Annotated in this window: 21 protein-coding genes; 13 read left to right on the forward strand and 8 right to left on the reverse strand. The window is 71.8% G+C overall.

What is annotated here, in order from left to right; genetic code table 11:
- A partial coding sequence (locus ABZ919_RS29895) for a DEAD/DEAH box helicase (RefSeq protein WP_361253882.1) occupies positions 1 to 2,241 on the reverse strand: 2,241 nt, incomplete at its 3' end.
- A gap of 495 nt (positions 2,242 to 2,736) precedes the next feature.
- Between ABZ919_RS29895 and ABZ919_RS29900 the strand changes: the two genes are divergently transcribed.
- Entirely contained in the window at positions 2,737 to 3,492 is a 756-nt protein-coding gene (locus ABZ919_RS29900) for a ferritin-like fold-containing protein (RefSeq protein ID WP_361253675.1), read from the forward strand.
- Between the two features lie 125 nt (positions 3,493 to 3,617).
- On the opposite strand, the gene ABZ919_RS29905 is transcribed toward ABZ919_RS29900, so the two are convergent.
- From ABZ919_RS29905 to ABZ919_RS29920, 4 genes are all read right to left on the reverse strand, one after another.
- A complete protein-coding gene (locus ABZ919_RS29905; RefSeq protein WP_361253677.1) occupies positions 3,618 to 3,884 on the reverse strand; it encodes a hypothetical protein in 267 nt (88 codons plus the stop codon).
- Positions 3,885 to 4,054: 170 nt separating this feature from the next.
- Positions 4,055 to 4,282: a DUF3107 domain-containing protein gene (locus tag ABZ919_RS29910; protein ID WP_361253679.1), complete on the reverse strand. Its 228-nt coding sequence runs from the start codon at positions 4,280 to 4,282 to the stop codon at positions 4,055 to 4,057.
- Positions 4,283 to 4,416: 134 nt separating this feature from the next.
- The gene (locus ABZ919_RS29915) at positions 4,417 to 5,058 is read right to left on the reverse strand and encodes a TetR/AcrR family transcriptional regulator (protein ID WP_037886738.1); all 642 of its coding nucleotides are present in this window, start codon (positions 5,056 to 5,058) and stop codon (positions 4,417 to 4,419) included.
- Positions 5,059 to 5,215: 157 nt separating this feature from the next.
- Positions 5,216 to 5,440 carry a hypothetical protein gene (locus tag ABZ919_RS29920; RefSeq protein ID WP_361253681.1) on the reverse strand — a complete coding sequence of 75 codons (225 nt, stop codon included), beginning with the start codon at positions 5,438 to 5,440 and terminating at the stop codon, positions 5,216 to 5,218.
- A gap of 225 nt (positions 5,441 to 5,665) precedes the next feature.
- Between ABZ919_RS29920 and ABZ919_RS29925 the strand changes: the two genes are divergently transcribed.
- The 12 genes from ABZ919_RS29925 (at position 5,666) to moeZ (ending at position 20,696) form a co-directional block, all read left to right on the forward strand.
- Positions 5,666 to 6,649, forward strand: a complete 984-nt coding sequence (locus ABZ919_RS29925; protein ID WP_361253683.1) for an alpha/beta hydrolase — start codon at positions 5,666 to 5,668, stop codon at positions 6,647 to 6,649.
- A 460-nt stretch (positions 6,650 to 7,109) separates the two neighbouring features.
- Positions 7,110 to 8,402, forward strand: a complete 1,293-nt coding sequence (locus ABZ919_RS29930) for a DUF3152 domain-containing protein (RefSeq protein ID WP_361253685.1) — start codon at positions 7,110 to 7,112, stop codon at positions 8,400 to 8,402.
- A gap of 56 nt (positions 8,403 to 8,458) precedes the next feature.
- The gene (locus tag ABZ919_RS29935) at positions 8,459 to 8,554 is read left to right on the forward strand and encodes an Ms4533A family Cys-rich leader peptide (protein WP_361253687.1); all 96 of its coding nucleotides are present in this window, start codon (positions 8,459 to 8,461) and stop codon (positions 8,552 to 8,554) included.
- A 202-nt stretch (positions 8,555 to 8,756) separates the two neighbouring features.
- On the forward strand, positions 8,757 to 10,475 hold the full coding sequence (locus ABZ919_RS29940) for an ABC transporter substrate-binding protein (RefSeq protein ID WP_361253689.1): 1,719 nt from the start codon (positions 8,757 to 8,759) through the stop codon (positions 10,473 to 10,475).
- A gap of 4 nt (positions 10,476 to 10,479) precedes the next feature.
- Positions 10,480 to 11,499 carry an ABC transporter permease gene (locus tag ABZ919_RS29945; RefSeq protein ID WP_361253691.1) on the forward strand — a complete coding sequence of 340 codons (1,020 nt, stop codon included), beginning with the start codon at positions 10,480 to 10,482 and terminating at the stop codon, positions 11,497 to 11,499.
- Positions 11,496 to 12,494, forward strand: a complete 999-nt coding sequence (locus ABZ919_RS29950) for an ABC transporter permease (RefSeq protein WP_361253693.1) — start codon at positions 11,496 to 11,498, stop codon at positions 12,492 to 12,494. The genes ABZ919_RS29945 and ABZ919_RS29950 overlap by 4 nt, the downstream gene beginning before the upstream one ends.
- On the forward strand, positions 12,491 to 14,083 hold the full coding sequence (locus ABZ919_RS29955) for an ABC transporter ATP-binding protein (RefSeq protein ID WP_361253695.1): 1,593 nt from the start codon (positions 12,491 to 12,493) through the stop codon (positions 14,081 to 14,083). Before ABZ919_RS29950 ends, ABZ919_RS29955 begins: the two co-directional genes overlap by 4 nt.
- 201 nt (positions 14,084 to 14,284) lie before the next feature.
- Positions 14,285 to 15,985 (forward strand): DUF3492 domain-containing protein, encoded by a 1,701-nt coding sequence (locus ABZ919_RS29960; protein ID WP_361253697.1) that lies wholly within the window; start codon positions 14,285 to 14,287, stop codon positions 15,983 to 15,985.
- 140 nt (positions 15,986 to 16,125) lie between these two features.
- Complete coding sequence (locus ABZ919_RS29965) at positions 16,126 to 17,334, forward strand: hypothetical protein (protein ID WP_361253699.1); 1,209 nt, start codon at positions 16,126 to 16,128, stop codon at positions 17,332 to 17,334.
- Positions 17,335 to 17,757: 423 nt separating this feature from the next.
- Positions 17,758 to 18,717, forward strand: a complete 960-nt coding sequence (locus ABZ919_RS29970) for an NAD-dependent epimerase/dehydratase family protein (protein WP_361253701.1) — start codon at positions 17,758 to 17,760, stop codon at positions 18,715 to 18,717.
- A complete protein-coding gene (locus tag ABZ919_RS29975; protein ID WP_361253703.1) occupies positions 18,705 to 19,454 on the forward strand; it encodes a spherulation-specific family 4 protein in 750 nt (249 codons plus the stop codon). Before ABZ919_RS29970 ends, ABZ919_RS29975 begins: the two co-directional genes overlap by 13 nt.
- Before the next feature lie 63 nt (positions 19,455 to 19,517).
- Positions 19,518 to 20,696 carry an adenylyltransferase/sulfurtransferase MoeZ gene (moeZ, locus tag ABZ919_RS29980; RefSeq protein ID WP_361253705.1) on the forward strand — a complete coding sequence of 393 codons (1,179 nt, stop codon included), beginning with the start codon at positions 19,518 to 19,520 and terminating at the stop codon, positions 20,694 to 20,696.
- A gap of 864 nt (positions 20,697 to 21,560) precedes the next feature.
- Here the strand turns inward: moeZ and phoU are convergent.
- The 3 genes from phoU to ABZ919_RS29995 all read right to left on the reverse strand — a co-directional run bounded on the left by phoU (position 21,561) and on the right by ABZ919_RS29995 (position 23,503).
- Positions 21,561 to 22,229 carry a phosphate signaling complex protein PhoU gene (gene phoU, locus ABZ919_RS29985; protein WP_361253707.1) on the reverse strand — a complete coding sequence of 223 codons (669 nt, stop codon included), beginning with the start codon at positions 22,227 to 22,229 and terminating at the stop codon, positions 21,561 to 21,563.
- Positions 22,230 to 22,699: 470 nt separating this feature from the next.
- The gene (locus tag ABZ919_RS29990; RefSeq protein WP_361253709.1) at positions 22,700 to 23,065 is read right to left on the reverse strand and encodes an ANTAR domain-containing protein; all 366 of its coding nucleotides are present in this window, start codon (positions 23,063 to 23,065) and stop codon (positions 22,700 to 22,702) included.
- Between the two features lie 36 nt (positions 23,066 to 23,101).
- Positions 23,102 to 23,503 carry an STAS domain-containing protein gene (locus tag ABZ919_RS29995; protein ID WP_361253711.1) on the reverse strand — a complete coding sequence of 134 codons (402 nt, stop codon included), beginning with the start codon at positions 23,501 to 23,503 and terminating at the stop codon, positions 23,102 to 23,104.
- Between the last annotated feature and the right edge of the window lie 61 nt (positions 23,504 to 23,564).

The raw sequence follows: 23,564 nt of genomic DNA on the forward strand, positions 1-23,564 counted from the left end.
CTTGCGGGTGCGGCGCGGCTTGGTCGCCGGTGCGGCCTCCGTCGTGCCGTCGCTCGTGCCCTCGGCCGTGGCCTCGGTCGTCTCCGGTGCGGCGGCGGCCTTCTTGCGGGTGCGGCGGGGCTTGGCCTCGGCTTCCGCTTCCGCGTCCGCCTCGACGACGGCAGCGGCCGTCTTGCGGGTGCGGCGCGGCTTGGTCGCCGGTGCGGCCTCCGTCGTGCCGTCGCTCGTGCCCTCGGCCGTGGCCTCGGTCGTCTCCGGTGCGGCGGTGGCCTTCTTCCGGGTGCGGCGGGGCTTGGCCTCGGTGCCTTCGGCCGTCTCCACGGCGGCCTCGGCGGTGGCGGCGGCCGTCTTCCGGGTGCGGCGCGGCTTGGCCTCGGCCTCCGTGGCCGGCGTCTCCGTGGCCACCGGTGCCGCCTCGGTGACCGCGGCGGCAGCCTTCCGGGTACGGCGCGGCTTGGTCGCCGGGGCGGCCTCCGCAGTGCCCTCGGCCGTGGCCACGGCGGCCTCGGCGGCGGCCTCGGCCGACTTGCGCGTGCGGCGGCGCGGCATCGCCGCCGCAGCCTGCGCCGGCGCCGCCTCGGCCTGAGGCTCGACGGCGGCAGGTGCCGTCTCCGCCACGGGCGCGGCGGCCTCGGGTGCCGTCTCGGTCACGGCCGGCTCCGCCGACTTGCGGGTGCGGCGGCGGCGCGGCTTCTGCTGGGTCTCCAGCTCGGCGGCCGGTCCCTCCACGGTCTGCACCGTCTCCACGGCGACCTCGGGGGTCTCACCCGCCTCGGCGGCCGTCACCGGCCGCGCCGGCGCCCCGCCACGCGTACGGCGACGGCGGCGCAGGGTGCGCGGACCCCGGGGCTCCTCCACGCCGGCGGCCTCCGCGGTGCCGGACTCGGCGGTCGGCACGGCGGTGGGCGCAGCGGCGTCGACCGGTGCTCCGTTGCGGGTGCGGCGGCGATCGCGCGGCGTACGGGTCGAACGCTCGCGCTCGGCGGCGCCGGACTCGGCACGCCCGCCACGCTCACCGCGGCCACCACGGCCGCGGGCGCCACGCCCGCCGGTCTCGCCCAGGTCCTCGAGCTCCTCCGCCTCCAGACCCGCCCGGGTCCGCTCGGAACGCGGCAGGATGCCCTTGGTGCCCTCGGGGATGCCGAGGTCGGAGAACAGGTGCGGGGACGACGAGTACGTCTCCACCGGCTCGTTGAATCCCAGCTCCAGCGCCTTGTTGATCAGCTGCCAGCGCGGGATCTCGTCCCAGTCGACGAACGTGATCGCCGTGCCCTTGGCGCCCGCGCGGCCCGTACGGCCGATCCGGTGCAGGTAGGTCTTCTCGTCCTCGGGCGTCTGGTAGTTGATGACGTGGGTCACGCCCTCGACGTCGATGCCGCGCGCGGCGACGTCGGTGCACACCAGGACGTCGACCTTGCCGTTGCGGAAGGCGCGCAGCGCCTGCTCGCGGGCGCCCTGCCCGAGGTCTCCGTGGACCGCGCCGGAGGCGAACCCGCGGCGCTGGAGCTGCTCGGCGATGTCGGCGGCCGTGCGCTTGGTGCGGCAGAAGATCATCGCCAGCCCGCGGCCGTCGGCCTGCAGGATGCGGGCGACCATCTCCGGCTTGTCCATGGAGTGACCGCGGTACACGAACTGCTTGATGTTCGCGACCGTCGCGCCCTCGTCGTCCGGCGCGGTGGCGCGGATGTGCGTGGGCCGGGACATGTAGCGGCGCGCGAGGCCGATGACCGCGCCCGGCATGGTCGCCGAGAACAGCATGGTCTGGCGCCTGACCGGCAGCATGTTGATGATCTTCTCGACGTCGGGCAGGAAGCCCAGGTCGAGCATCTCGTCGGCCTCGTCGAGCACCAGGCACTTGACGTGCTTGAGGTCGAGCTTCTTCTGGCCCGCCAGGTCCAGCAGCCGGCCCGGGGTGCCGACGACCACGTCGACGCCCTTCTTCAGCGCCTCCACCTGGGGCTCGTAGGCCCGGCCGCCGTAGATCGCGGTGACGCGCACGTTGCGGACCTTGCCCGCGGTCAGCAGGTCGTTGGTGACCTGGGTGCACAACTCGCGCGTGGGGACCACGACGAGGGCCTGCGGGGCGTCGGTGAGAGCCTCGGGGGCGGCGCGTCCGGCCTCGACGTCGGCGGGGACGGTCACGCGCTCGAGGAGCGGAAGACCGAAGCCCAGCGTCTTGCCGGTGCCGGTCTTGGCCTGGCCGATGACGTCCGTGCCGGACAGTGCGACGGGGAGCGTCATCTCCTGGATGGGGAAGGGAGTGATGATGCCGACGGCCTCCAGGGCCTCGGCGGTCTCGGGAAGGATTCCGAGTTCACGAAACGTCGTAGTCAGGGTCATGCCTCTTCTGTGTGCGCGGTGCGAGGCGAGCGCGGGGGTCATGTGCGACCGTGCCGGGGACGTCGGCCGCCGTACGGGCGAACCACTCGGGCAAGCCGTATGACACGGGACCTCTGCCGACGCTCTAGCGCTCGTACCGCTGAGGGTGTCCCTCCGGTCGTCGTACGTACTGTGCCGTACGGCCAGGGAGGGCTGTCGGGTCGGAGCCGATCGGGCCACCGACCGGGCATCCTCATGCGTGCGGCCTGTCGGGAGGCGTCGAACATCCTCGGCGCACTCAGGCAGGCGCATTACCACCATACCCCGGATTCGCGCACATGCGATGGCCGATTCGGTCACGTCGTCGTGGTCACACTGATCGGTCAGGGCCCTCCGAGGTCACGCGAGCGGGCTATTGTGCGCCTCATGACTAGCTCTGACAAGCCTGAGAACGCGTCCGCCGCCTCCGCCGAACCCACCGGTGTCGCCGCCCAGGACTGGACGCAGGCCTCCGCCGACCCGCAGTATCGCGCCGCCGTCGTGGATCTGCTCGGCGCGCTCGCGTACGGGGAGCTGGCGGCGTTCGAGCGGCTCGCGGAGGACGCGAAGCTGGCGCCGACCCTCGCGGACAAGGCGGAGCTGGCGAAGATGGCCTCGGCCGAGTTCCACCACTTCGAGCGGCTGCGGAACCGGCTGACGGAGATCGGCGAGGAGCCGACGGCGGCGATGGACCCGTTCGTCGCGGCGCTGGACGGCTTCCACAAGCAGACCGCGCCCTCGGACTGGCTGGAGGGCCTGGTCAAGGCGTACGTCGGTGACTCGATCGCCTCCGACTTCTACCGGGAGGTCGCGGCGCGGCTCGACTCCGACACCCGTGAGCTGGTTCTCGCCGTTCTCGACGACACCGGTCACGCCGAGTTCGCGGTGGAGAAGGTGCGGGCCGCCATCGACGCCGATCCGCGGGTCGGGGGCCGGCTGGCGCTGTGGGCGCGGCGGCTGATGGGCGAGGCGCTGTCGCAGTCCCAGCGGGTCGTCGCCGACCGGGACGCCCTGTCGACGATGCTCGTGGGCGGGGTCGCCGACGGGTTCGACCTCGCGGAGGTCGGAAAGATGTTCTCGCGGATCACCGAGGCCCACACCAAGCGGATGGCTGCGCTGGGCCTCGCGGCCTGAGAGCCGGTGCGCTCCGTGGCGGTGGGTGCCCTCTGATCGCGGCTGCGGGTGCGTGGGGGCTGTTCGCGCAGTTCCCCCGCGCGCTCAGGCGGTCGCTGTCCGCGTCCTGTGCCGAGGCGCCGTGGCTACGCCGTCGCTGATCGGCGCAGGCGGCCCGTCGGGCGCAGGAGGAGGGACAGGGAGGCCGCCGAGATCGCCGCGGCGCCCAGGAGGCTCAGCCAGCCGGCGCCGGAGCCCAGTGCGGTGTGGGTGACGAAGTCCCCGAAGAGGGCGCCGGCGATGCCCGTGCAGAACACCAGGGGGCGGGCCGGCAAGCGGTGGGACAGACGGTGCGCCGCCGCCCAGGCGAGGACGAGACCGAGCACGGCGGATGCGAGTGCTTCCAGGATCATTTTCAGGTCCCTCCCACGGCACGTCTGCCTTGACGGTCGTAGCCCGTCATACCCGTGACCTGCGGAGTGCAATCCTCCGCTGTGCAGGAGGTGTGCTCCACCTGTGTGCACCACCCATACGGAAGGGCCCGGCGGCTCGCGGCCGCCGGGCCCTTCCGCACGACGTCGGCCTACAGCGTGCCGAAGCCCACCTTGCGCACGGTCGGCGCGCCGATCTCCACGTACGCGAGGCGGTCCGTGGGAATCAGGACCTTGCGGCCCTTCTCGTCCTCGAGGCTGAGGAGCTGCGTCTTCCCGGCCAGGGCCTCGGACACCGCGCGCTCGACCTCGTCGACGCTCAGACCGCTCTCCAGAACGATCTCGCGGGGCGCGTGCTGCACGCCGATCTTGACCTCCACGGCTATGTCCCTCCGACGGTCAGTGATGTGCGCGATCTTCCGCGCCGTACGCAGCACACATTAGTCCGGTGAGGGGACCCGCACGCTGTGGGCCGGAACGCCGTCAGCGAACAGCGCGCGGGAACGAACGGCCGTCAGTGGTGTTCGGTGCCGTGCAGCGGGAAGCCGGCGATGCCCCTCCAGGCCAGCGAGGTCAGCAGCTGCACCGCCTGGTCGCGCGGCACGCTGCGGTCGCTGTGCAGCCAGGACCGGGCCACCACCTGGGCGAGACCGCCGAGGCCGGAGGCGAGCAGCATCGACTCCGCGCGCGAGAGGCCGGTGTCCTCGGCGATGACGTCGCAGATCGCCTCGGCGCAGTCGTTGGTGACCTTGTCGACGCGCTCGCGCACCGCGGGCTCGTTCGTCAGGTCCGACTCGAAGACCAGCCGGAAGGCGCCGCCGTCGTCCTCGACGTAGGCGAAATACGCGTCCATGGTCGCCCGGACGCGCTGTTTGTTGTCGGTCGTCGACGCCAGCGCGTTGCGTACGGCCTGGATCAGCGACTCGCAGTGCTGGTCCAGCAGCGCCAGATAGAGGTCGAGCTTGCCGGGGAAGTGCTGGTAGAGCACCGGCTTGCTCACGCCCGCCCGCTCGGCGATGTCGTCCATCGCCGCAGCGTGGTAGCCCTGCGCGACGAAAACCTCCTGGGCGGCGCCCAGCAGCTGGTTCCGTCGGGCTCGGCGCGGCAGTCGGGTGCCACGCGGGCGTGCTGCCTCAGTTTGCTCGATGGCTGTCACGCCGCCTCCCAAAGTCGTCCATATCGCGGTGTCACCCGCGCGGCCATCGTACTTTTCGGTAACCATGGTGTGCGCGGTGCGAGCGCAGAATTTCACGTACCGGACGGCGGCGAAAGCTGCAGTGGACCCCTTGCGCGGCCGTGGAAGCCCTGCGAGGTCAGCGGTAGTCGTCCTCGTCGAGCGAGACCACGCGCGCCTGTTCGGCCAGATCGGCCTCGTTCGCGCGGCCCGGGTCCACGCCCGTCAGGGGGTCGTCACGGTCCGGCCTGATGTCGGCGTGCTGCTCGGCAGCGTCCCCTTCGGGCGCTTCCACGTCGATCTCCGGGACCGTGTCGGCCTCCAGGTCCTCGATCATGTCCGGTTCGGTGGGGTCATAGGCCATGGTGGGCTCCCTTCCTACGAACGTCCCTGGAAGCAGCAGGGGCCACTTGCGGGTGCCCTGTGTACGAGCCTAGGAGACAGCTGATCCGGACGCCATGCCGTCTCGGCCGTTCGTCGCCCTTGTTCACCCGCCGCGTCCCGTGCGGCCCGGTTACCCGTTCCCCATGATTCACTCTGTGACGGCGAACACACGAACCCCGGCGTGATCACCTCGTAACATTGCCGCATGTCTTCGACCGAGTCGCCCTCCCTGTCGGCCGCCAGTGTGCTTCCGAGGGTGGCGCCCGTCCGGGTCGGCGAGGGCGAGCGGCTGCGGTCCGTGGGACTGCCCGGGGTCACCCTGTCGATCCGGTCCCGCCGTCCCGCACGCCAGGGCCTGCCGCCCGCGCTGTACGTCCACGGGCTCGGCGGTTCCTCGCAGAACTGGTCGTCGCTGATGGCGGAGCTGGACGAGGTCGTCGACAGCGAGGCGGTCGACCTTCCCGGCTTCGGTGACTCCCCACCCCCGGACGACGGGAACTACTCGGTCACGGGGCACGCGCGCGCGGTCATCCGCTATCTCGACTCGGCCGGCCGCGGACCGGTCCACCTGTTCGGCAACTCGCTCGGCGGCGCGGTCGCCACGCGCGTGGCCGCCGTACGCCCCGATCTCGTCCGTACGCTCACGCTCGTGTCGCCGGCCCTCCCGGAGCTGCGCATCCAGCGGACCGCGGCACCGACCGCCCTGCTCGGCGTGCCCGGTGTCGCCGCCCTGTTCACCCGGTTCACCAGGGAGTGGACCGCCGAGCAGCGGGTGCACGGTGTCATGGCGCTGTGCTACGGCGACCCCTCGCGGGTGTCGCCCGAGGCGTTCCAGGACGCCGTCGACGAGCTGGAACGGCGACTGCAGCTGCCGTACTTCTGGGACGCGATGGCCCGCTCCGCGCGCGGGATCGTCAACGCCTACACGCTCGGCGGGCAGCACGGGCTGTGGCGGCAGGCCGAGCGTGTGCTCGCGCCGACCCTGCTGATCTACGGCGGCCGCGACCAGCTGGTCGGCTTCCGCATGGCCCGCCGGGCCGCCCGTGCCTTCCGTGACTCCCGCCTGCTGTCCCTGCCGGACGCCGGGCACGTGGCGATGATGGAGTACCCGGACGTGGTGGCCACGGCGTTCCGGGAACTCCTCGCGGACGCCGGGGACGCCGTCACCGACTCGGACACCGGGAGCTGAGGCCGGCGTGGGACGCCACAGCCGCCGCGGCCCGTCCCCCAAGGACGACTCCGCGGACATAACGAACGGGCCCAGGCAGCCGACGAGCACCCGCTCGGCCGACGGCAGGGGTGCTCCGGGCCAGGGGAGTGCGCCGGGCGCACCGGGTGCTCCGAGTCGCCGGGGTGGCGCTCAGGGTCCTGCCGGTGCTCCGGGGGGCCCGGGTGCTCCGAGCGCCGTGTCCGCGCCCGGTGCGCCGGCCGGCTCGTCCGGCGTGGCCGGTGCGCGCGGCGGGCAGCCGCCGCTGCCGGGGCAGCGCCAGGCACCGACGGGCGACGCGGCAGGCGGCCCCACCGGCTCGACACGGGGGGCTGGAGGTGCCGGGGGGTATTCGCCGGGTGGGGCCGGTGGTGCCGCGGGGTATTCGCCGCCTGGCCCGCACGGCCCGTCGGCGTTCCCGGACGGTACGCCCGCTCATGGCATGCCGCGCTTCGCGCCCGGCACTCCGGCGCGCGGTGTGCCCCGGTTCCCCGGCGGGACGCCCGCGCATGGGGTCCCTGGGCTTCCCGACGGCACCCCCGCGCACGGGGTCCCGCGTTCCGGCGACGGGACGCCCGCGCAGGGTGTGCCGCGTCTTCCCGACGGCACGCCCGCTCACGGGGTCCCTCGACTGCGTGAGGGCGCTCCCACTCGTGGTGGGCATCCCGAGCAGCGGGAAGCCGGCGGGGGCTGGGGTGAGCTCGCGGGGGCGCCCGCACCCGGTGCCGTTTTTCCACGGCAGCGGTCGGCCGGCCCTCGGCAGGAGTACCTCGAGGCCTTCGCCGGAGGACGCGGCGTCGGCGTCGACGACGATCCCGACGGCGACATCGACGTCTTCGAGCCCCGCACCGGCGGGCCCCGCCCGGCCGAGGAGCACCCGGCCGGCGCGCCGCAACCGGGCGGCGAGGGCGAGCCGCCCGTCGCCCTGCCCGCACAGCGGTCCGGTGGCAAGGGGCGGGCCTTCACCGGTATCGCCGCGGCCGCCGTCACCACCGTGCTCGCGGTGGTCGTCGCCGGCCAGGTGACCGGGTCGCACGACGAGGGCGGCGTACGGTCGCGGTCCGCCACCGACCAGGCCCGTGACGCCCTCACTCCCGGCGGGGCGGCCCCATCGGCCGCGCCCGGCGCGGTCACGCTGTCGTACGAGCAGAAGATGGACCGGAAGTACCCGCTCAGCGCCACGCTGAAGGGCTCGGGGAAGTTCGGCACCGTGCCCGGTTTTGCCGAGGCGCCCGGCAAGGGGCAGAAGTACACCTACCGCGTGGACATCGAGCAGGGGCTGGGCCTGGACGGCCAGCTGTTCGCCGAGGCCGTGCAGAAGACCCTGAACGACGACCGCAGCTGGGGCCACGGCGGCACCCGCACCTTCGAGCGGATCTCCTCCGGCAAGCCCGACTTCGTGATCACGCTGGCCAGCCCCGGTACGACCGCCAAGTGGTGCGCCAAGTCCGGGCTGGACACCACGGAGGACAACGTCTCCTGCGACTCGGCGGCCACCGACCGAGTGATGATCAATGCGTACAGGTGGGCGCAGGGCAGCAAGACGTACGGGGACAAGATCCATGCCTACCGGCAGATGCTGATCAACCACGAGGTCGGTCACCGCCTCGGTCACGGCCACGTGACCTGCCAGAAGGACGGCGAACTCGCGCCCGTCATGCAGCAGCAGACCAAGTTCCTGGACCATGACGGAATCCACTGTCTGCCCAACCCCTGGCCTTATCCCGGGAGTTGACAGGCGCTGCTCATGTCACATTGACATGAGCTCCGAGTTCATTCATATTCCTGTGCATGTGGTCCCGTCATGCCGCCCGTGAGAACGCAGCCATCGAGCTGACGCTCATCGGCGTGAGCGCACTCTGCGTGGCCGACATCCACTGTCGCTGACGCCGCCTCTCCGGCGTTCGCGTCGCGACTTCTCTTTTCGCTCACCCCCCCCGTGACCGTGTCACGGGGCCACGGGCTTTTCGACGACCCGGCGCCGGGGCCGACGTCTGCTCGCAGCCGTCTCACTCCTCGTCCACATGTCTCACTCTGCGAGAAATCCTCGATCAGAGTCCCGTCATTCCCCCGAGAGGTCGTCATTCCGATGCGTCAACCGTCCGTCAAAGCGCGCCGCGTGGCAGCGGCATCCGTCGGCCTGGTCCTGGCAGCGGGCGCCGCCGCCTGCGGCCCGAAGGACAACGATGCCAAGGGCTCCGGTGGCGACTCCACGCCCCACAAGGGCGGCACTCTCACGGTGCTGAACTCCGAGCCGCAGACCGACTTCGACCCCGCCCGCCTCTACACCTCCGGCGGCGGAAACGTCCCTTCACTGGTCTTCCGCACCCTCACCACGCGCAACCGTGAGAACGGGCCGGCCGGCGCCGAGGTCGTCCCCGACCTCGCCACCGACACCGGACGCCCCAACAAGGACGCGACCGTGTGGACGTACACCCTGAAGAAGGGCCTCAAGTACGAGGACGGCACACCGATCACCTCGGCCGACGTCAAGTACGGCATCGAGCGTTCCTTCGCCCCCGAACTCTCGGGCGGTGCGCCCTACCTGCGGGACTGGCTGGTCGGCGCGGCCCACTACCAGGGCCCGTACAAGGACGAGAAGGGGCTGTCGGCGATCGGGACGCCGGACGCGCGGACCATCGTCTTCCACCTGAACAAGCCCGAGGGCGAGTTCCCCTACCTGGCCACGCAGACGCAGTTCGCCCCGGTGCCGAAGAGCAAGGACACCGGAACCAAGTACGAGGAGCACCCGATCTCGTCCGGCCCCTACAAGGTCGTGAAGAACGAGAACGACGGCGAGCACCTGCTCCTGGAGCGCAACACCTACTGGTCGGCCGCCACGGACGACGAGCGCAAGGCCTACCCCGACACCGTCGACGTCCGCTCCGGACTCGACTCCTCCGTGATCAACCAGCGGCTGTCCGCGTCCCAGGGAGCGGACGCCGCCGCCGTCACCACGGACACCAACCTCGGCCCGGCCGAACTCGCCGAGGTCGCCGGTGACAAGGAACTGGCCTCGCGCGTGGGCACCGGGCACTTCGGCTACACGAACTACATCGCGTTCAACCCGACCGTGAAGCCGTTCGACAACCCCAAGGTGCGGGAGGCGATCGCGTACGCCGTCGACCGGTCCTCGGTGGTCAACGCGGCCGGCGGCAGCGCGCTCGCCGAGTCGGCCACCACCTTCCTGCCCGACCAGAAGTCCTTCGGCTACACGCCGTACGACCCGTTCCCGGCCGGCGCGTCGGGCGACCCGGCCAAGGCCAGGGAACTGCTGGCGCAGGCCGGTCACAAGAACGGGCTCACCGTGACGCTGACCCATTCCAACGCCAAGGACTTCGAGACCAGCCCGGAGATCGCGACCGCGCTCCAGGACGCGCTCAAGAAGGCCGGCATCGCGGTCAAGCTGCAGGGGCTGGAGGACAACGACTACCGGGACAAGATCCACAGTGTGAAGACCGAGCCCGGGTTCTTCCTCGCCCACTGGGGTGCCGACTGGCCCTCGGGCGGTCCCTTCCTGGCCCCCATCTTCGACGGCCGGCAGATCGTCAAGGACGGCGCGAACTTCAACACGGGCCTGCTCAACGACACGTCGGTCAATGACGAGATTGACGCGATCAACAAGTTGACCGATCTTGACGCGGCCGCCAGGCGATGGGGCGCCCTGGACAAGAAGATCGGCGAGAAGGCCCTCGTCGTCCCGCTGTTCCACCCGGTCTACAAGCGTCTGTACGGCAAGGACGTCAGGGGCATCGTCATCAGCGACTGGACCGGCGTCCTCGACATCTCCCAGGTCGCGGTGAAGTAGCGCCGTGAGCGAGGCACTTGCCGCCTTCGAGGCCGTCGGCACGGACGCGTCCGTGCCGACGGCCTCGGGGGCACGTCAGTTCTGGCGGCGGCTGCGCGCGCAGCGCGCCGCCCTGGTCGCCGCGGCCGTCGTCGCGCTCCTCGTCCTGGTCGCGCTCGCCGCGCCGCTGCTCACCGCGCTGGAGGGCCAGGACCCCACCACCTATCACCCGTCGCTGATCGACTCCGCGCGCGGAGGCGTGCCCATCGGCTCCCTCGGCGGCGTCGGCGCCGACCACTGGCTGGGCGTCGAACCCCAGACCGGCCGCGACCTGTTCGCGCGGCTCGTCTGCGGCGCGCGGGTGTCGCTGGGCGTCGCGCTCGCGGCCACGCTGGTGCAGGTCGCCATCGGGGTCGCGGTCGGTGTGGCGTCCGCACTCGGCAACCGATGGGTTGATCAACTGTTGAGCCGGGCCACGGACATCATCGTCTCGATGCCCCTCATGATCATGTCGTTGGCGCTGCTGGCGATCGTGCCGTCCGGTTTCCCGCGCCCCGTCCTGGTCACCCTCGTCATCGGTCTGATCGCCTGGGGCAACATCGCGAAGATCGTCCGGGCCCAGACCCTCACCCTCAAGGGGCTCGACCACGTCTTGGCCGCCCGGCTGAGCGGCTGGGGGGCCTGGCGGGTGGCACGCCGCGAACTGCTGCCGGGCCTCGCCGCGCCCGTCATCACCTACGCGGCGCTGCTGGTGCCCACGAACATCTCCGTCGAGGCGGCGCTGTCCTTCCTCGGCGTGGGCGTGAAGCCGCCCACCCCGTCCTGGGGGCAGATGCTGACCGACGCCGACGTCTGGTACCAGGCCGCGCCCCAGTACCTGCTGCTGCCGGCCGGCGCCCTGTTCGTCACCGTTCTCGCCCTCACCGTCCTCGGCGACGGCGTGCGCACCGCCCTCGACCCGCGTGCCGCCTCGCGTCTACGCGTCGGCACCGGCCGCAAGGACCCGCACAGGAGTCCGGCCGAGAAGAAGGAGGCGACCGCATGAGCGGCCTCGGCGGCTTCCTGCTGCGCCGCGTCGTGGGCGCGGTGGTCACCCTGCTCGCCATCTCGGTGATTGTCTACGTCGTCTTCTACGTCACCCCCGGCAACGTCGCCCAGATCACCTGCGGCCCGCGCTGCTCACCGGAACAGGTCCACCAGGTCGCCCAGCAGCTGAAACTCGGCGACCCGCTGTACCTCCGCTACTGGCACTTCCTGGTGGGCCTGCTCGCCGGCCAGGACTACTCCACCGGCACCTCGGTCGTGCACTGCGCTGCGCCCTGTCTGGGGCGGTCGTACCAGACCGACCAGCAGGTGCTGGACATCATCCTGGCCAAGCTGCCCGTCAGCCTGTCCCTCGTCCTCGGCGCGATGGTGCTGTGGCTGATCCTCGGCGTCGGCACCGGTGTGCTGTCCGCGTGGCGGCGCGGCCGGGTCTCCGAGCGCATGCTGACCGCCGTCACCCTCGCCGGCACGGCGACACCCGTCTTCGTCATCGGCCTCGTGCTGATGATCGTCGTCTGCGGCGAACTGCAGGTGCTGCCCTTCCCGCAGTACGCGAACTTCTCCGACGACCCGGAACAGTGGGCGTGGAACCTGCTGTTGCCGTGGCTCTCGCTCGCCCTGATCGAAGCGGCGGCCTTCGCCCGGCTCACCCGCGCCGCCATGCTGGAGACCCTCGCCGAGGACCACATCCGCACCTTCCGGGCGTACGGCGTCGCGGAGCGCTCCGTCGTCGGCCGGCACGCCCTGCGCGGCGCGCTGGCCCCCGTGATCGCGCTGAACGCCAACAACGTCGGCTCCGCCGTCGGCGGCGCCGTCCTCACCGAGACCCTGTTCGGCCTGCCCGGCATCGGCCAGGAACTGGTGCACGCGGTCAAGGTCGTCGACCTGCCGGTGGTCGTCGGCACGGTGCTGGTCATCGGCTTCTTCGTGGTCCTCGCCAACGCCCTCGCGGACGTCCTGTACGCGGTGGCCGACCGACGGGTGGTGCTCGCATGAGCCTGGTGGAAGTGACGGATCTGACCGTCGAGTTCGGCCCGCTGCGGGCCGTGGACGGACTCTCCTTCAGCCTGGCGCGGGGTGCCGCGCTGGCCCTCGTCGGCGAGTCCGGCTCCGGGAAGTCCACGGTCGCCGGCGCCCTGCTGGGCCTGCACCGCGGCACCGGAGCCCGCCTCACCGGCTCGGTGCGGGTGGCTGGCACGGACGTACAGGCGGCCGGTGAGGAGGAGTTGCGGCGGCTGCGCGGCACCAGGGCCGCCATGGTCTTCCAGGACCCCCTGTCCTCGCTGGACCCGTACTACGCGATCGGCGACCAGATCGCCGAGGTCCACCGCGTGCACACGCGCGTGTCGCGCCGCGCCGCACGCGCGCGTGCCGTCGAGGTGCTGGACAGGGTTGGAATCGCGGACGCGGCACGGCGGTCCCGGTCCCGTCCGCACGAGTTCAGCGGCGGCATGCGCCAGCGCGCGCTCATCGCGATGGCCCTCGCCTGCGAACCCGACCTGCTGATCGCCGACGAGCCGACCACCGCCCTCGACGTCACCGTCCAGGCCCAGATCCTCGACCTGCTGCACACGCTGCGCGAGGAGACCGGCATGGGCCTGCTGCTCGTCACCCATGACGTGGGCGTCGCCGCCGAGAGCGTGGACGACATCCTCGTCATGCGGCACGGCAGGCTCGTCGAGCACGGCCCCGTCGGCACGGTCCTCGCGGCGCCCGCCGAGGCCTACACCCGTGAACTCCTCGACGCCGTCCCGCGCCTGGACAGCCGCCGCACCGGCTCCCGGGCCACCGACGAGGTCGTGCTGGAGGCCATCGGCGTGCGGCGCGAGTTCGGGCGCGGCCGGCAGGCGTTCGCGGCGGTGGAGGACGTCTCGCTGACCGTCCGCCGGGGCGAGACCCTCGGCGTGGTCGGAGAGAGCGGCAGCGGCAAGACCACGCTCGGCCGCATGCTGGTCGGGCTCCTGGAGCCGACCGCCGGCGCGATCCGCTACGCGGGGCGCCCGCACACCGGCGTGAACCCGGCCGTCCAGATGGTCTTCCAGGACCCCGTCTCCTCCCTCAACCCGCGCCGCAGTGTGGGCGAGTCCATCGCCGACCCGCTCCGCGCGCGGGGAGAACGGGACGAGGAGCGCGTCCGGGGGCGCGTGACGGAACTGCTGGAGCGCGTGGGACTCGAAGCGGCGCACTACGACCGCTACCCGCACGAGTTCAGCGGCGGCCAGTGCCAGCGCATCGGCATCGCCCGGGCGCTCGCCGCCGAACCGCGCGTCATCGTGTGCGACGAACCCGTCTCCGCGCTCGACGTCACCACGCAGGCCCAGGTCGTGGAGCTGCTCGGCGAGCTCCAGCGGGAACTCGGCCTCGCGCTCGTCTTCATCGCCCACGATCTGGCCGTGGTACGGCAGGTGAGCGACCGGGTGGCGGTGATGCGCCGGGGCCGCGTCGTCGAACACGGGCCGGCGGACGACGTGTACGACAGCCCGCGCGAGCCGTACACCGGGCAGCTCCTCGCCGCTGTGCCCGCGCTCGACCCCCGGCTGGCGGCCCAGCGGCGCGCGGCGCGGCACGAACCGGCGGCGGCGTGACGTTTCGCGCAGGGATGATCGCTGTGTGAAGCCTTAGCGCGACCGAACGCGACCCGCACGCGAAAGTTACGACCGTTCACCCCTTTTGGTGGTGCGACGGACAACCGTCCGTCGCACCACCGCCTTGTCCCCTTACGTTCGTCCCGCTGCGAACCGCCGGACGAACGGCGGCTCACCGGACAGGAGATCGGGGGTGCACACGTGCGCATCGGACTGCTTACGGAGGGTGGCTACCCGTATGTGAGCGGTGACGCCGGGCTCTGGTGCGACCGGCTCGTACGCGGGCTCGCCCAGCACGAGTTCGACATCTACGCGCTCAGCCGCAGCCGGCACCAGGAGGACGAGGGCTGGGTCGCCCTCCCGCCGCAGGTCGGCAGGGTGCGTACGGCGCCGTTGTGGACGGCCGAGGACGACGGGGTCGCTCACGGGCGCCGCGCGCGCCGGCGCTTCACCGAGTGCTACGGCGAGTTGCTCGCGGCCGTGTGCGCCGGCACCGGGGCCGACCCCGACGGGACGTCCGCCGACCTGGCGGACCGTTTCGGCAGCGCGCTCTACGGCCTCGCCGAACTCGCCCGCGACGAGGGCGGACTGGTCGGCGCGCTCCGCTCGGACGCCGCCGTACGCACCCTTGAACGCGCCTGCCGCGCCTCCGGTGCGCCGCGTGCCGCGCGCGAGGCGCGCGTGCCCGACCTGCTGACCGTCACCGCGCGCCTCGAACGCGCCCTGCGGCCCCTTTCCCTCGACTGGTACGGCGACGACGGCCTCGGCGCGGCCGACCTCTGCCACGCCGCCGCCGGCGGCTCCGCCGCCCTCCCCGGGTTGCTCGCCCGGCACTTCTGCGACGTGCCGCTGCTCGTCACCGAGTACGGCGTGCGGCTCCGCTCGCACTACCTGACCCTGCGCCCCGACGCCGCCGCCCCCGCCGTACGCGCGCTGCTCGGCGCCTTCGAGGCCCGGCTGGCCGCCGAGGTCTACCGGCGCGCCGAGGTCCTCACCCCCGGCAACGCCCACGCCCGCCGCTGGCAGGAACGGTGCGGCGCCGACCGGGCCAGGATCCGCACCGTCCACCCGGGCATGGACGCCACCCGCTTCACCGAGGTCGGCGAGGGCCCCGACCGTGCCGACCCGGACACGCTGGTGTGGGTCGGGCGCGTCGAACCCGCCAAGGACCTGATCTCGCTGCTGCACGCCTTCGCCGAGGTCCGCAAGGAGGAGCCCAAGGCGCGGCTCAGGATCGTCGGCACCACCGGGGGCCCGGAGGGTGCGGCCTACCTGGGGCACTGCCGGGCGCTCGCCGCGCAGTTGTTCCCGGACGAGGCGGAGGGCGTGCACGCCGTCGGCGACAACCCTGTCTCCTTCGAGGAGATCGGCGGCCCGGAGACCCCCACGCTGCCCGAGGCGTACGCCGCCGGCGCGGTCGTCGTGCTGTCCAGCGTGGTCGAGGGCTTCCCGATCGGCCTCGTCGAGGCCATGTTCTGCGGCCGGGCCACGGTGTCCACCGACGTCGGCGCGGTGGTCGAGGTCATCGGGGGCACGGGACTCGTCGTACCCCCGCGCAATCCGCGGGCGCTCGCCGAGGCGTGCGTGGCGCTGCTGCGCGATCCCGAGCGCCGTGAGCGCCTCGGCGCCGCCGCGCGCGCCCGCGCGCTCGAACTGTTCACCGTCGAGCAGAACATCGCGGCATTTCACAGCATTTACCTGCGGATCGTCTCGCACTGTCCGGTGCGCCGGGTCGTCCTCGACGAGGCCGGCGACCCCCTGCCGTTCGCCACCCCCGCCGAGTCCCACGTCCCCGGCCGCTGGACCGGTCCCACGGCCCGCGTCCTGCCCCGGGCCGTCCCCGGCTGGGCCACGGCCCCACCGGTACGCCCCACACCACTGGCCGCTGCGGAGGGAGCGTGATGGTGGAACCAGGAGAGCCGGGCGCGGACGCGATCTCCCGTGCCGCCGGGACCAGGGCGCTCAGTGAGCCGGGTGGGGCGGACCACCCGGCGACGCCCGGCAGCGCCGGTCCCCGGGACGCACGGCCGGGGGAGTGGCCGGTGAAGCAACGAGCGACGGGAGAGGCCCCGGCACGGTCGGAGGCCGCCGCGCCGCCGGCCAGGGGCGCCGTGCCCGCCCCCGAAACCGGCGGCCGGCGCGGCCCCGCGCCCCGGCGGGGAGCCGCCGACCCTGTGAAAGCCCTGCTGCACCGGCACCGTGAGCTGTGCGAGCGGGCCGTGGACCCGCTGGAGATCGCCGCCGGACTGGAGGCGCACGGCGTCACCGACCGGACCGCCGCCCGATTCCGCCACCGGGACGTCTTCTCGCTCGCGGAGGAGCTCTACGCGCGCGTGCCGCGAGGCGGTGAGCAAGGCCGGGACACCGAGCCCCTGCCCGTGCCTCGCATCCGCGCCGACTGGATCCTGCTCACCCTGCTGCCCGGCGTGCTCGGCGCGGCCACCGTGGCCGGACTGCGCCTCACCCACGGCCACCTCCGTCTTCTCGCCGTCACCGGCGTCCTCGCCGCGGCCCTCGCCACGCGTGCCGCACTGCGCCGCGGCCCGCTCGCCGGCCCGTCCGCCACGCGCGCGTGGCGCACGACGCACGGCGCGCGCGCGTGGAGCCTCTGGCTGCTCGGCTACGCCCTCCTCGGGGACGGTCTCCTCCACGCCGTGCTGACGGGCGGCCCCGACGCCCTGCCGACCGGCGCCCCGGACGGACCCTGGCCCACCCCCGCCGCACCCGCGCTGGCCCTCGCCCTGGCCTGCGCCCCGGCTGCCTGGTGCGCCCACCTGCTCGGCGCGGGCGCCCGCCGCAGGCTCGCCGACAGCCGGGGCCTGGAGGACTTCACCGCCGCCGTCAAACCGTTGCTCTTCGGCACGTTCGCCCTGTTCCTGGGCGCGCTCACCGTACTGCTCCTGGCCTGCGCCGGCGTCCTGCACGAACCCGTGGCCTACCCGCAGACCCTGGCCCTGGGCGCGCTGCTGCTGCTCGCCCGCCTGCTCACCGTGCACCACCACCGGCACGCCCCGGCCGTGGCCCTCGGTGCCGCGGCGGCCACCGAGGCGGTGGGCCTGGCTCTGCCGCTGGCCGCGAGGCTGCCCGGTTGCGCGGTGCTGGCCGCCCCCGTCCGCACCCTCGTGAACGCCTGCGGCGAGGCCGCCGTCCCGGCCCTCGCCTGCGGCACCGCTGCACTGGCCCTGCTGGTCCACGCCGGCCGCACCCTCACCCAGGCCTCGGCGCACGCACCCACGGGAGCCCCCGAGTGAACCTTCAGCCACCGGCCCGGACCGCCGCCGGAGGCGCCCGCATCACCCCTTTTGAAGGAGAAGCCAGATGACCACCTCCCGACCCGGAGCGTCCGGAGCGCCCGGAACCCCGGGAACCGCCGACGCGCCCGCGGCAGCCGTGGGCGCAGGAGACGCCGGGTCCACCGGAGCCGGAGCCCGGGAAACCGCCCGATCGACCGCCCCGGCCGCGGGCAGCTCCACCGCGCCCTCGCGGGCCGTCACGCCCTCCCGGCCGGCCGGACCGGCCGGTCCCCTGGGTCGCGTCGGCCATGTCGATCACCCTCGCCATGTGAGCCACGGCCATGTCGATCACCCTTGCCGTGCGAGCCACACCGGCCACGGTCCGGCCGGTCGCGTCAGCCCCGTCGGCCGAGCCGCCGTGCACACCCCGGGAGCCGACCGATGAGGGTCCTGCTGATCGGAGCCAACGGATACATCGGCCGCTTCGTCGCCGACCGTCTGCTCGCCGACCCGGCCGTCCAGCTCACCGCGCTCGGCCGCGGCGACGACGCCGACGTCCGCTTCGACCTCGCCTCCGGCAGCCCCGGCGCACTCACCCGCTTCCTCGACGCGGTCCACCCCGGGGTCGTCATCAACTGCGCCGGTGCCATCCGCGGCGGCGCCCGCGAACTCACCCGGCACAACACCGTGGCCGTCGCCACCGTCTGCGAGGCCCTGCGCCGCAGCGGCTGCGGCGCCCGTCTGGTCCAGATCGGGTGCAGCGCCGAGTACGGGCCGAGCCAGCCCGGCTCCTCCACCGCTGAGGACGCCGTCCCGCGGCCCGGCGGCCCCTACGGCGTCAGCAAGCTCGCCGCGACCGAACTGGTCCTTGGTTCCGGCCTGGACGCCGTCGTGCTGCGGGTCTTCTCGCCGGCCGGCCCCGGCACCCCGGCCGGCTCCCCACTGGGCCGGCTCGCCGAGGCCATGCGCCGCGCCATGCAGTCCGGCGACGGCGAACTCAAACTCGGCGGCCTCGGCGCCCAGCGCGACTTCGTCGACGTACGCGACGTCGCCCGCGCCGTGCACGCCGCCTCGCTCTCCGCCGCGCAGGGCGTCATCAACATCGGCTCCGGCCGCGCCGTCCGGCTCCGCGACGCCGCCGCCGTCCTCGCGCGCGTGGCGGGCTACGGCGGCGCCCTGCACGAACTCGACGCCCCGCCCGGCCCCCTGCGCAGCGCCATCGGCCACCCGCGCGCCGACTCCGACCACGCGGCGCCGGTGCCCTACCCGTACCCGGACGGCTGCGGCAGCTGGCAGCAGGCAGACGTGCGCACCGCACGCGACCGGCTCGGCTGGCGGCCCCGCATCAACCTCGAGGAATCCCTGGCCGACATCTGGATGGAGGCGGCATGCCGCATCTGACCAGCACCACCGCCGGTGCGCCGGGCACCGGTCTGCGCACCGCCCTCGGCATCCCCGGCTACGCCCACCCGCTCGTCGCCCCCGCCCAGTGGGCCGAACTCGCCCGCCCGGGCACCCCGCTGGACTGGGTGGTCCTCGACGTGGCGGGCGGACCGGGCACCCGCCCCGACCCGCACTGCCTGGAAGCGGCGAGCCGGCTGCGGGACGCGGGCGTCCGCGTCCTGGGCCACCTGGACCTCACCCACGGCGCCCGCGCCTTCGCCGACCTGCTCGCCGACGCCCACCGGCACCTCGACTGGTACCGCGTCGACGGCTTCCTGCTGGACCGCTGCCCTCTCGACCGCACCGCGCTCCCCGAGGTCCGCCGTGCGGTCACCACGCTGCGGGCGATCAGTGACTCCGCACACATCGTCCTCGGCCACGGCGGCCACCCGCACCCCGGCTACGCCGAGACCGCCGACCAGCTGGTGACCTTCGCCGGCTCCTGGTCCGACTACCGCTGGTCGCAGGTCGCCGAGTGGACCGCCGACTACCCACCGGACCGCTTCTGCCACTTCGTGCACGGCGTACCGCGCGGGCACCTGGAGGAGGCGCTGCGCATCGCCCGCTGGCAGGGCGCGGCGACGATCTACTTCACCGACCGCACCGATCGCGGCGGCCGCGCCGATCCCTGGGAGACGATGCCCGGCTACTGGGACGAAATCGTCTCGCGTGTCGGAACAGGTGTCTCGGAATGAAAAAGGCCGTGGCAGTGTTACGGGGAGAACAACCGTAGTGATCGACCGACCAACGGAGTCCCCGTGTCGCTGCCACCCCTGGTCGAGCCAGCTCCTGAGCTCACCGTAGACGAGGTCCGCAGGTACTCCCGCCACCTGATCATCCCCGACGTGGGCATGGACGGGCAGAAGCGGCTGAAGAACGCCAAGGTGCTGTGCGTGGGCGCCGGTGGCCTGGGCTCGCCGGCGCTGATGTACCTGGCCGCCGCCGGCGTGGGCACCCTCGGCATCGTGGAGTTCGACGAGGTCGACGAGTCCAACCTGCAGCGTCAGATCATCCACAGCCAGTCCGACATCGGCCGCTCCAAGGCCGAGTCCGCCCGTGACTCGGTCAAGGGCATCAACCCGTACGTGAATGTGGTCCTTCACGAGGAGCGGCTCGAGGCCGACAACGTGATGGACATCTTCAGCCAGTACGACCTGATCGTCGACGGCACCGACAACTTCGCGACCCGCTACCTGGTCAACGACGCGTGCGTGCTGCTGAACAAGCCGTATGTCTGGGGTTCGATCTACCGTTTCGACGGGCAGGCCTCCGTCTTCTGGTCCGAGCACGGCCCCTGCTACCGCTGCCTCTACCCGGAGCCCCCGCCCCCGGGCATGGTCCCCTCCTGCGCCGAGGGCGGCGTCCTGGGCGTGCTCTGCGCGTCCATCGGCTCCATCCAGGTCAACGAGGCCATCAAGCTCCTCGCGGGCATCGGCGAGCCGCTGGTCGGCCGCCTTATGATCTACGACGCCCTGGAGATGACGTACCGCCAGGTCAAGGTCCGCAAGGACCCGAACTGCGCGGTCTGCGGCGAGAATCCGACCGTCACCGAGCTCATCGACTACGAGGCCTTCTGCGGCGTCGTCTCCGAGGAGGCCCAGGCGGCGGCCGCCGACTCCACGATCACTCCCAAGCAGCTCAAGGAGTGGATCGACGAGGGCGAGAACATCGAGATCATCGACGTCCGCGAGCCGAACGAGTACGAGATCGTCTCCATCCCTGGCGCCAGGCTGATCCCCAAGAACGAGTTCCTCATGGGCACCGCCCTCGAGGGCCTCCCGCAGGACAAGAAGATCGTCCTGCATTGCAAGACGGGTGTCCGCAGTGCGGAAGTCCTCGCCGTCCTGAAGTCCGCGGGCTTCTCCGACGCCGTCCACGTCGGCGGCGGCGTCATCGGCTGGGTCAACCAGATCGAACCGCACAAGCCGGTGTACTGACCAAGGGTCTCGCTCACCAGCGAGGCTGACGAAGCCCACGGCTCTGACCAGATCAGATGCCGTGGGCTTTTGTCGTTGTCGGTCGGCGTCGGGCGTCCTCGCACGGCCCAGAGACGGCCCGGCCCGCCTGCGGCTGCCGCTCGCTACGACTGTCGTTAGTAGTCGCCGCCTGTCGCCACTGAGCGGCCTCGGACGACCAGGGACGGCCCAGAGGGGATCACTCGTCGGCTGTCAGTGCTCTGGTTCACCGAACGAGTGTGGACAGCGCGCCCCCCAAAGGACTCACCCGCTCCGAATGTGATCATCCCGTGTCTTCACGCAGGCCGATCTTCACTCTATCTTTAAGCCTTACTTGAACGATCAACCGATAGGCGCAGAATGTCCGCACCGTAGCCTGTACCCCCTCAGCAGCCCCAGGCGCCGCAGCCGATCATCATCAACAACAACGTTGCTGCTTCTGCCTCTGCGGCCGCCTTCGCCGGGGGTTACGGTCGACGACGCCAGTCCGCCATGGTTCACGTGGTGCTGTTCCTGTTCACTGGAGGAATCGGCAACATCGCTTACGCGTGGTACATCAGCGACTGGAACAAGAAGCGCGGTCTGTAGTCAACGTCGGCTGAGTCGCAATGGCAAGCGTGAGGGGGGCCGACCGGCAAGGGACGGCGCCTGCATGCGGCTCGTACTCGACCCAACCTCCCCGGTGCGTTCTGGCCCGAGCAAGGCCGTGCACAACGGCCGCCGGAACTCGGACCGCCAACGCTACGCCCGCCGAAAGGGGCCGAACCGTAGCTCGGCCGGCTACGTGTGCCAGGCACCGCGCGACGCGGAACCCGGCAAGGTGGTCCCTACCGACCCTGGTGAAGATCACGCGAGACCGTCTAGGGGCAGTTCGTCTGCACGCTCGCCGGTGACCAGGTAGACCACGCGCTGAGCGACCGCTACCGCATGGTCGGCGAACCGTTCGTAGTAGCGGCCGACCAGCGTGACATCCACGGCCGTCGCCACACCGTGATGCCACCGCTCATCCATCAGGTGCTGGAAGATCGTGCGGTGCAGTTCGTCCATGCGGTCGTCGTCCTTCTCCAAGTGGAGGGCCGCGTCGACGTCGTGGGTGAGGAGTACCTCGGCGGCCTGCGCCATCAGACGCTGCGCGAGCTGGCCCATCTCCAAAATCGTGCGGCGCAGATCGCGCGGCACCGCCTCCTGAGGGAAGCGCATCCGGGCCAGCTTGGCCACATGCTGGGCCAGAACCCCACAGCGCTCCAGGTCTGCACTTATGCGCAGCGAGGTGACCACGGTCCGCAGGTCCGTGGCAACCGGCTGCTGCCGCGCCAGAACCGCAATCGCCCGGTCCTCCAAGTCACGCTGGAGGTCATCAACCTTCGCGTTGCCTGAGATCACGCTCTCGGCAAGCTGCAGATCGGCGTCCAAGAGGGCGGTCGTGGCCATACCCATGGCCGAGCCGACCATGTTCGCCATCTCCATCAGGCCCTCGCTGATCGACGCCAGCTGCTCGTGGTAGGCCTGCCGCATCGCGTCCTCCCGTCCAGTCGTGTCTGTCGGCCCTAGCTCGCTGCCAAGGCTCGCACATCACGCACGGGGCACCGATTGCCTACGGTCAGCGACGTCAGCCCGGGTCCGGCAGCGATCAAGCCTGCCCGTGGGTAGGCGGCGCATCTGCAATCGGCCCAGCCTCGCGCGCATCTGTCTGGCAAGCCGGGCACAGTTCGTGCTGCCCCTCATCGGTGATCACGGTCCCCCACCCCAGACACATTTCGCAGCCGCGGGCCAGGGCCGGGTTGGCGCGAGGCAAAGGCCGGGGAGCGGCGTGGGCTGCATGGGCCATGAGGGGCCCTCCTCAGTGATCCAACAAAGCGATATGAGGCTTATGGGGCTTTTACGCAGATTAGAGGCGGCAGCTATTCGGAGTAAACCCGATCGCGTCCGGCTTCCCGAGGCCGGTGGAGTCTCAATGGCCGCGTCAAGGCGTCGGTTCGATGCCCCTATGAGCTGTCCTCTGGGGGGTGGGGTGATGGAAGGCGAGAGAGTCGTTGGCGCTCCAGTGAAGCATCCAGAGCCCTGCGGATCTCCGGGGGAAGCCGCTTGCACTGCGGCCACTGCACGACGTGCGCTGCGACTTCTCGCAGCTTGACGTTGGTGTGCTGTGAGACTTCCTTGAGGACTGTCCACCCTTGCTGTGGTTGCACGCCGCTGTAGGCGATTACGACGCCGATCGCTTGGTCGATGACGGCGTGGGAATCGATCGCCTGCTTCAGCTGCTCGATCTGGTTGCGCAGGTCGAGATTCTCGCGGTCGGCGTCAGGGCACTCTTGCATGGTGATCCGCAGCCTTTCACCGCGGTGCTGCATGGGTCGGCGAGCGTCCAGGCTCTTCAGTGGAGGGGCTCAGGAGACGGCGGCGTCGTACAGAGTCTCTCGTATCTCTAGGACGGTGTCGGCTCCGGTGATGGCGAGCAGTCGCTGAAGCTGCTCCGGCGGCGCGGCCACGCGCAGGGTGCCTGTTTGGTGAGTGAGGATCAACAGATTGAGGAATGTGGAGTCCGCGAAGTCGACACCGGAGGCGTCCAGGATCACCTTGGGATGCTTCCTGGCGGCGGCGTTCAGGGCGTCGGTCAGAGGCTGGATCGAGTGCATGTCGTAGGAGCCGTGGGCAGCGACGACCCAGGTGCCGCGCCATTCGTACGGGTCCGGCTTAGCTTCCGGGGCATGGTCTCTGGCTTGGTCCGCGTTCTGCTCCGCGCCGGCGTTGCTCATGAGCATTGGCATGACGGCCTCTTCCCTGGACACCTTTGGGGTTCCTTCCGTGGCGCTTCAGCGCGGACCACGTCAGCACTTACCGGAAAAGTAT

It is taken from the genome of Streptomyces sp. NPDC046759 (assembly GCF_040645475.1).
In the GTDB taxonomy this organism is placed as follows: Bacteria; Actinomycetota; Actinomycetes; order Streptomycetales; family Streptomycetaceae; genus Streptomyces.

Bases quoted from the DNA above. Each gene is read 5' to 3' on its own strand.
- ABZ919_RS29905 (WP_361253677.1), bottom strand. From the start codon at position 3,884: ATGATCCTGGAAGCACTCGCATCCGCCGTGCTCGGTCTCGTCCTCGCC.
- ABZ919_RS29970 (WP_361253701.1), top strand. From the start codon at position 17,758: ATGAGGGTCCTGCTGATCGGAGCCAACGGATACATCGGCCGCTTCGTC.
- ABZ919_RS29940 (WP_361253689.1), top strand. From the start codon at position 8,757: ATGCGTCAACCGTCCGTCAAAGCGCGCCGCGTGGCAGCGGCATCCGTC.
- ABZ919_RS29925 (WP_361253683.1), top strand. From the start codon at position 5,666: ATGTCTTCGACCGAGTCGCCCTCCCTGTCGGCCGCCAGTGTGCTTCCG.
- ABZ919_RS29935 (WP_361253687.1), top strand. From the start codon at position 8,459: ATGTGGTCCCGTCATGCCGCCCGTGAGAACGCAGCCATCGAGCTGACG.
- ABZ919_RS29930 (WP_361253685.1), top strand. From the start codon at position 7,110: ATGCCGCGCTTCGCGCCCGGCACTCCGGCGCGCGGTGTGCCCCGGTTC.
- ABZ919_RS29955 (WP_361253695.1), top strand. From the start codon at position 12,491: ATGAGCCTGGTGGAAGTGACGGATCTGACCGTCGAGTTCGGCCCGCTG.
- ABZ919_RS29990 (WP_361253709.1), bottom strand. From the start codon at position 23,065: ATGCAGCACCGCGGTGAAAGGCTGCGGATCACCATGCAAGAGTGCCCT.
- phoU (WP_361253707.1), bottom strand. From the start codon at position 22,229: ATGCGGCAGGCCTACCACGAGCAGCTGGCGTCGATCAGCGAGGGCCTG.
- ABZ919_RS29950 (WP_361253693.1), top strand. From the start codon at position 11,496: ATGAGCGGCCTCGGCGGCTTCCTGCTGCGCCGCGTCGTGGGCGCGGTG.
- ABZ919_RS29920 (WP_361253681.1), bottom strand. From the start codon at position 5,440: ATGGCCTATGACCCCACCGAACCGGACATGATCGAGGACCTGGAGGCC.
- ABZ919_RS29975 (WP_361253703.1), top strand. From the start codon at position 18,705: ATGCCGCATCTGACCAGCACCACCGCCGGTGCGCCGGGCACCGGTCTG.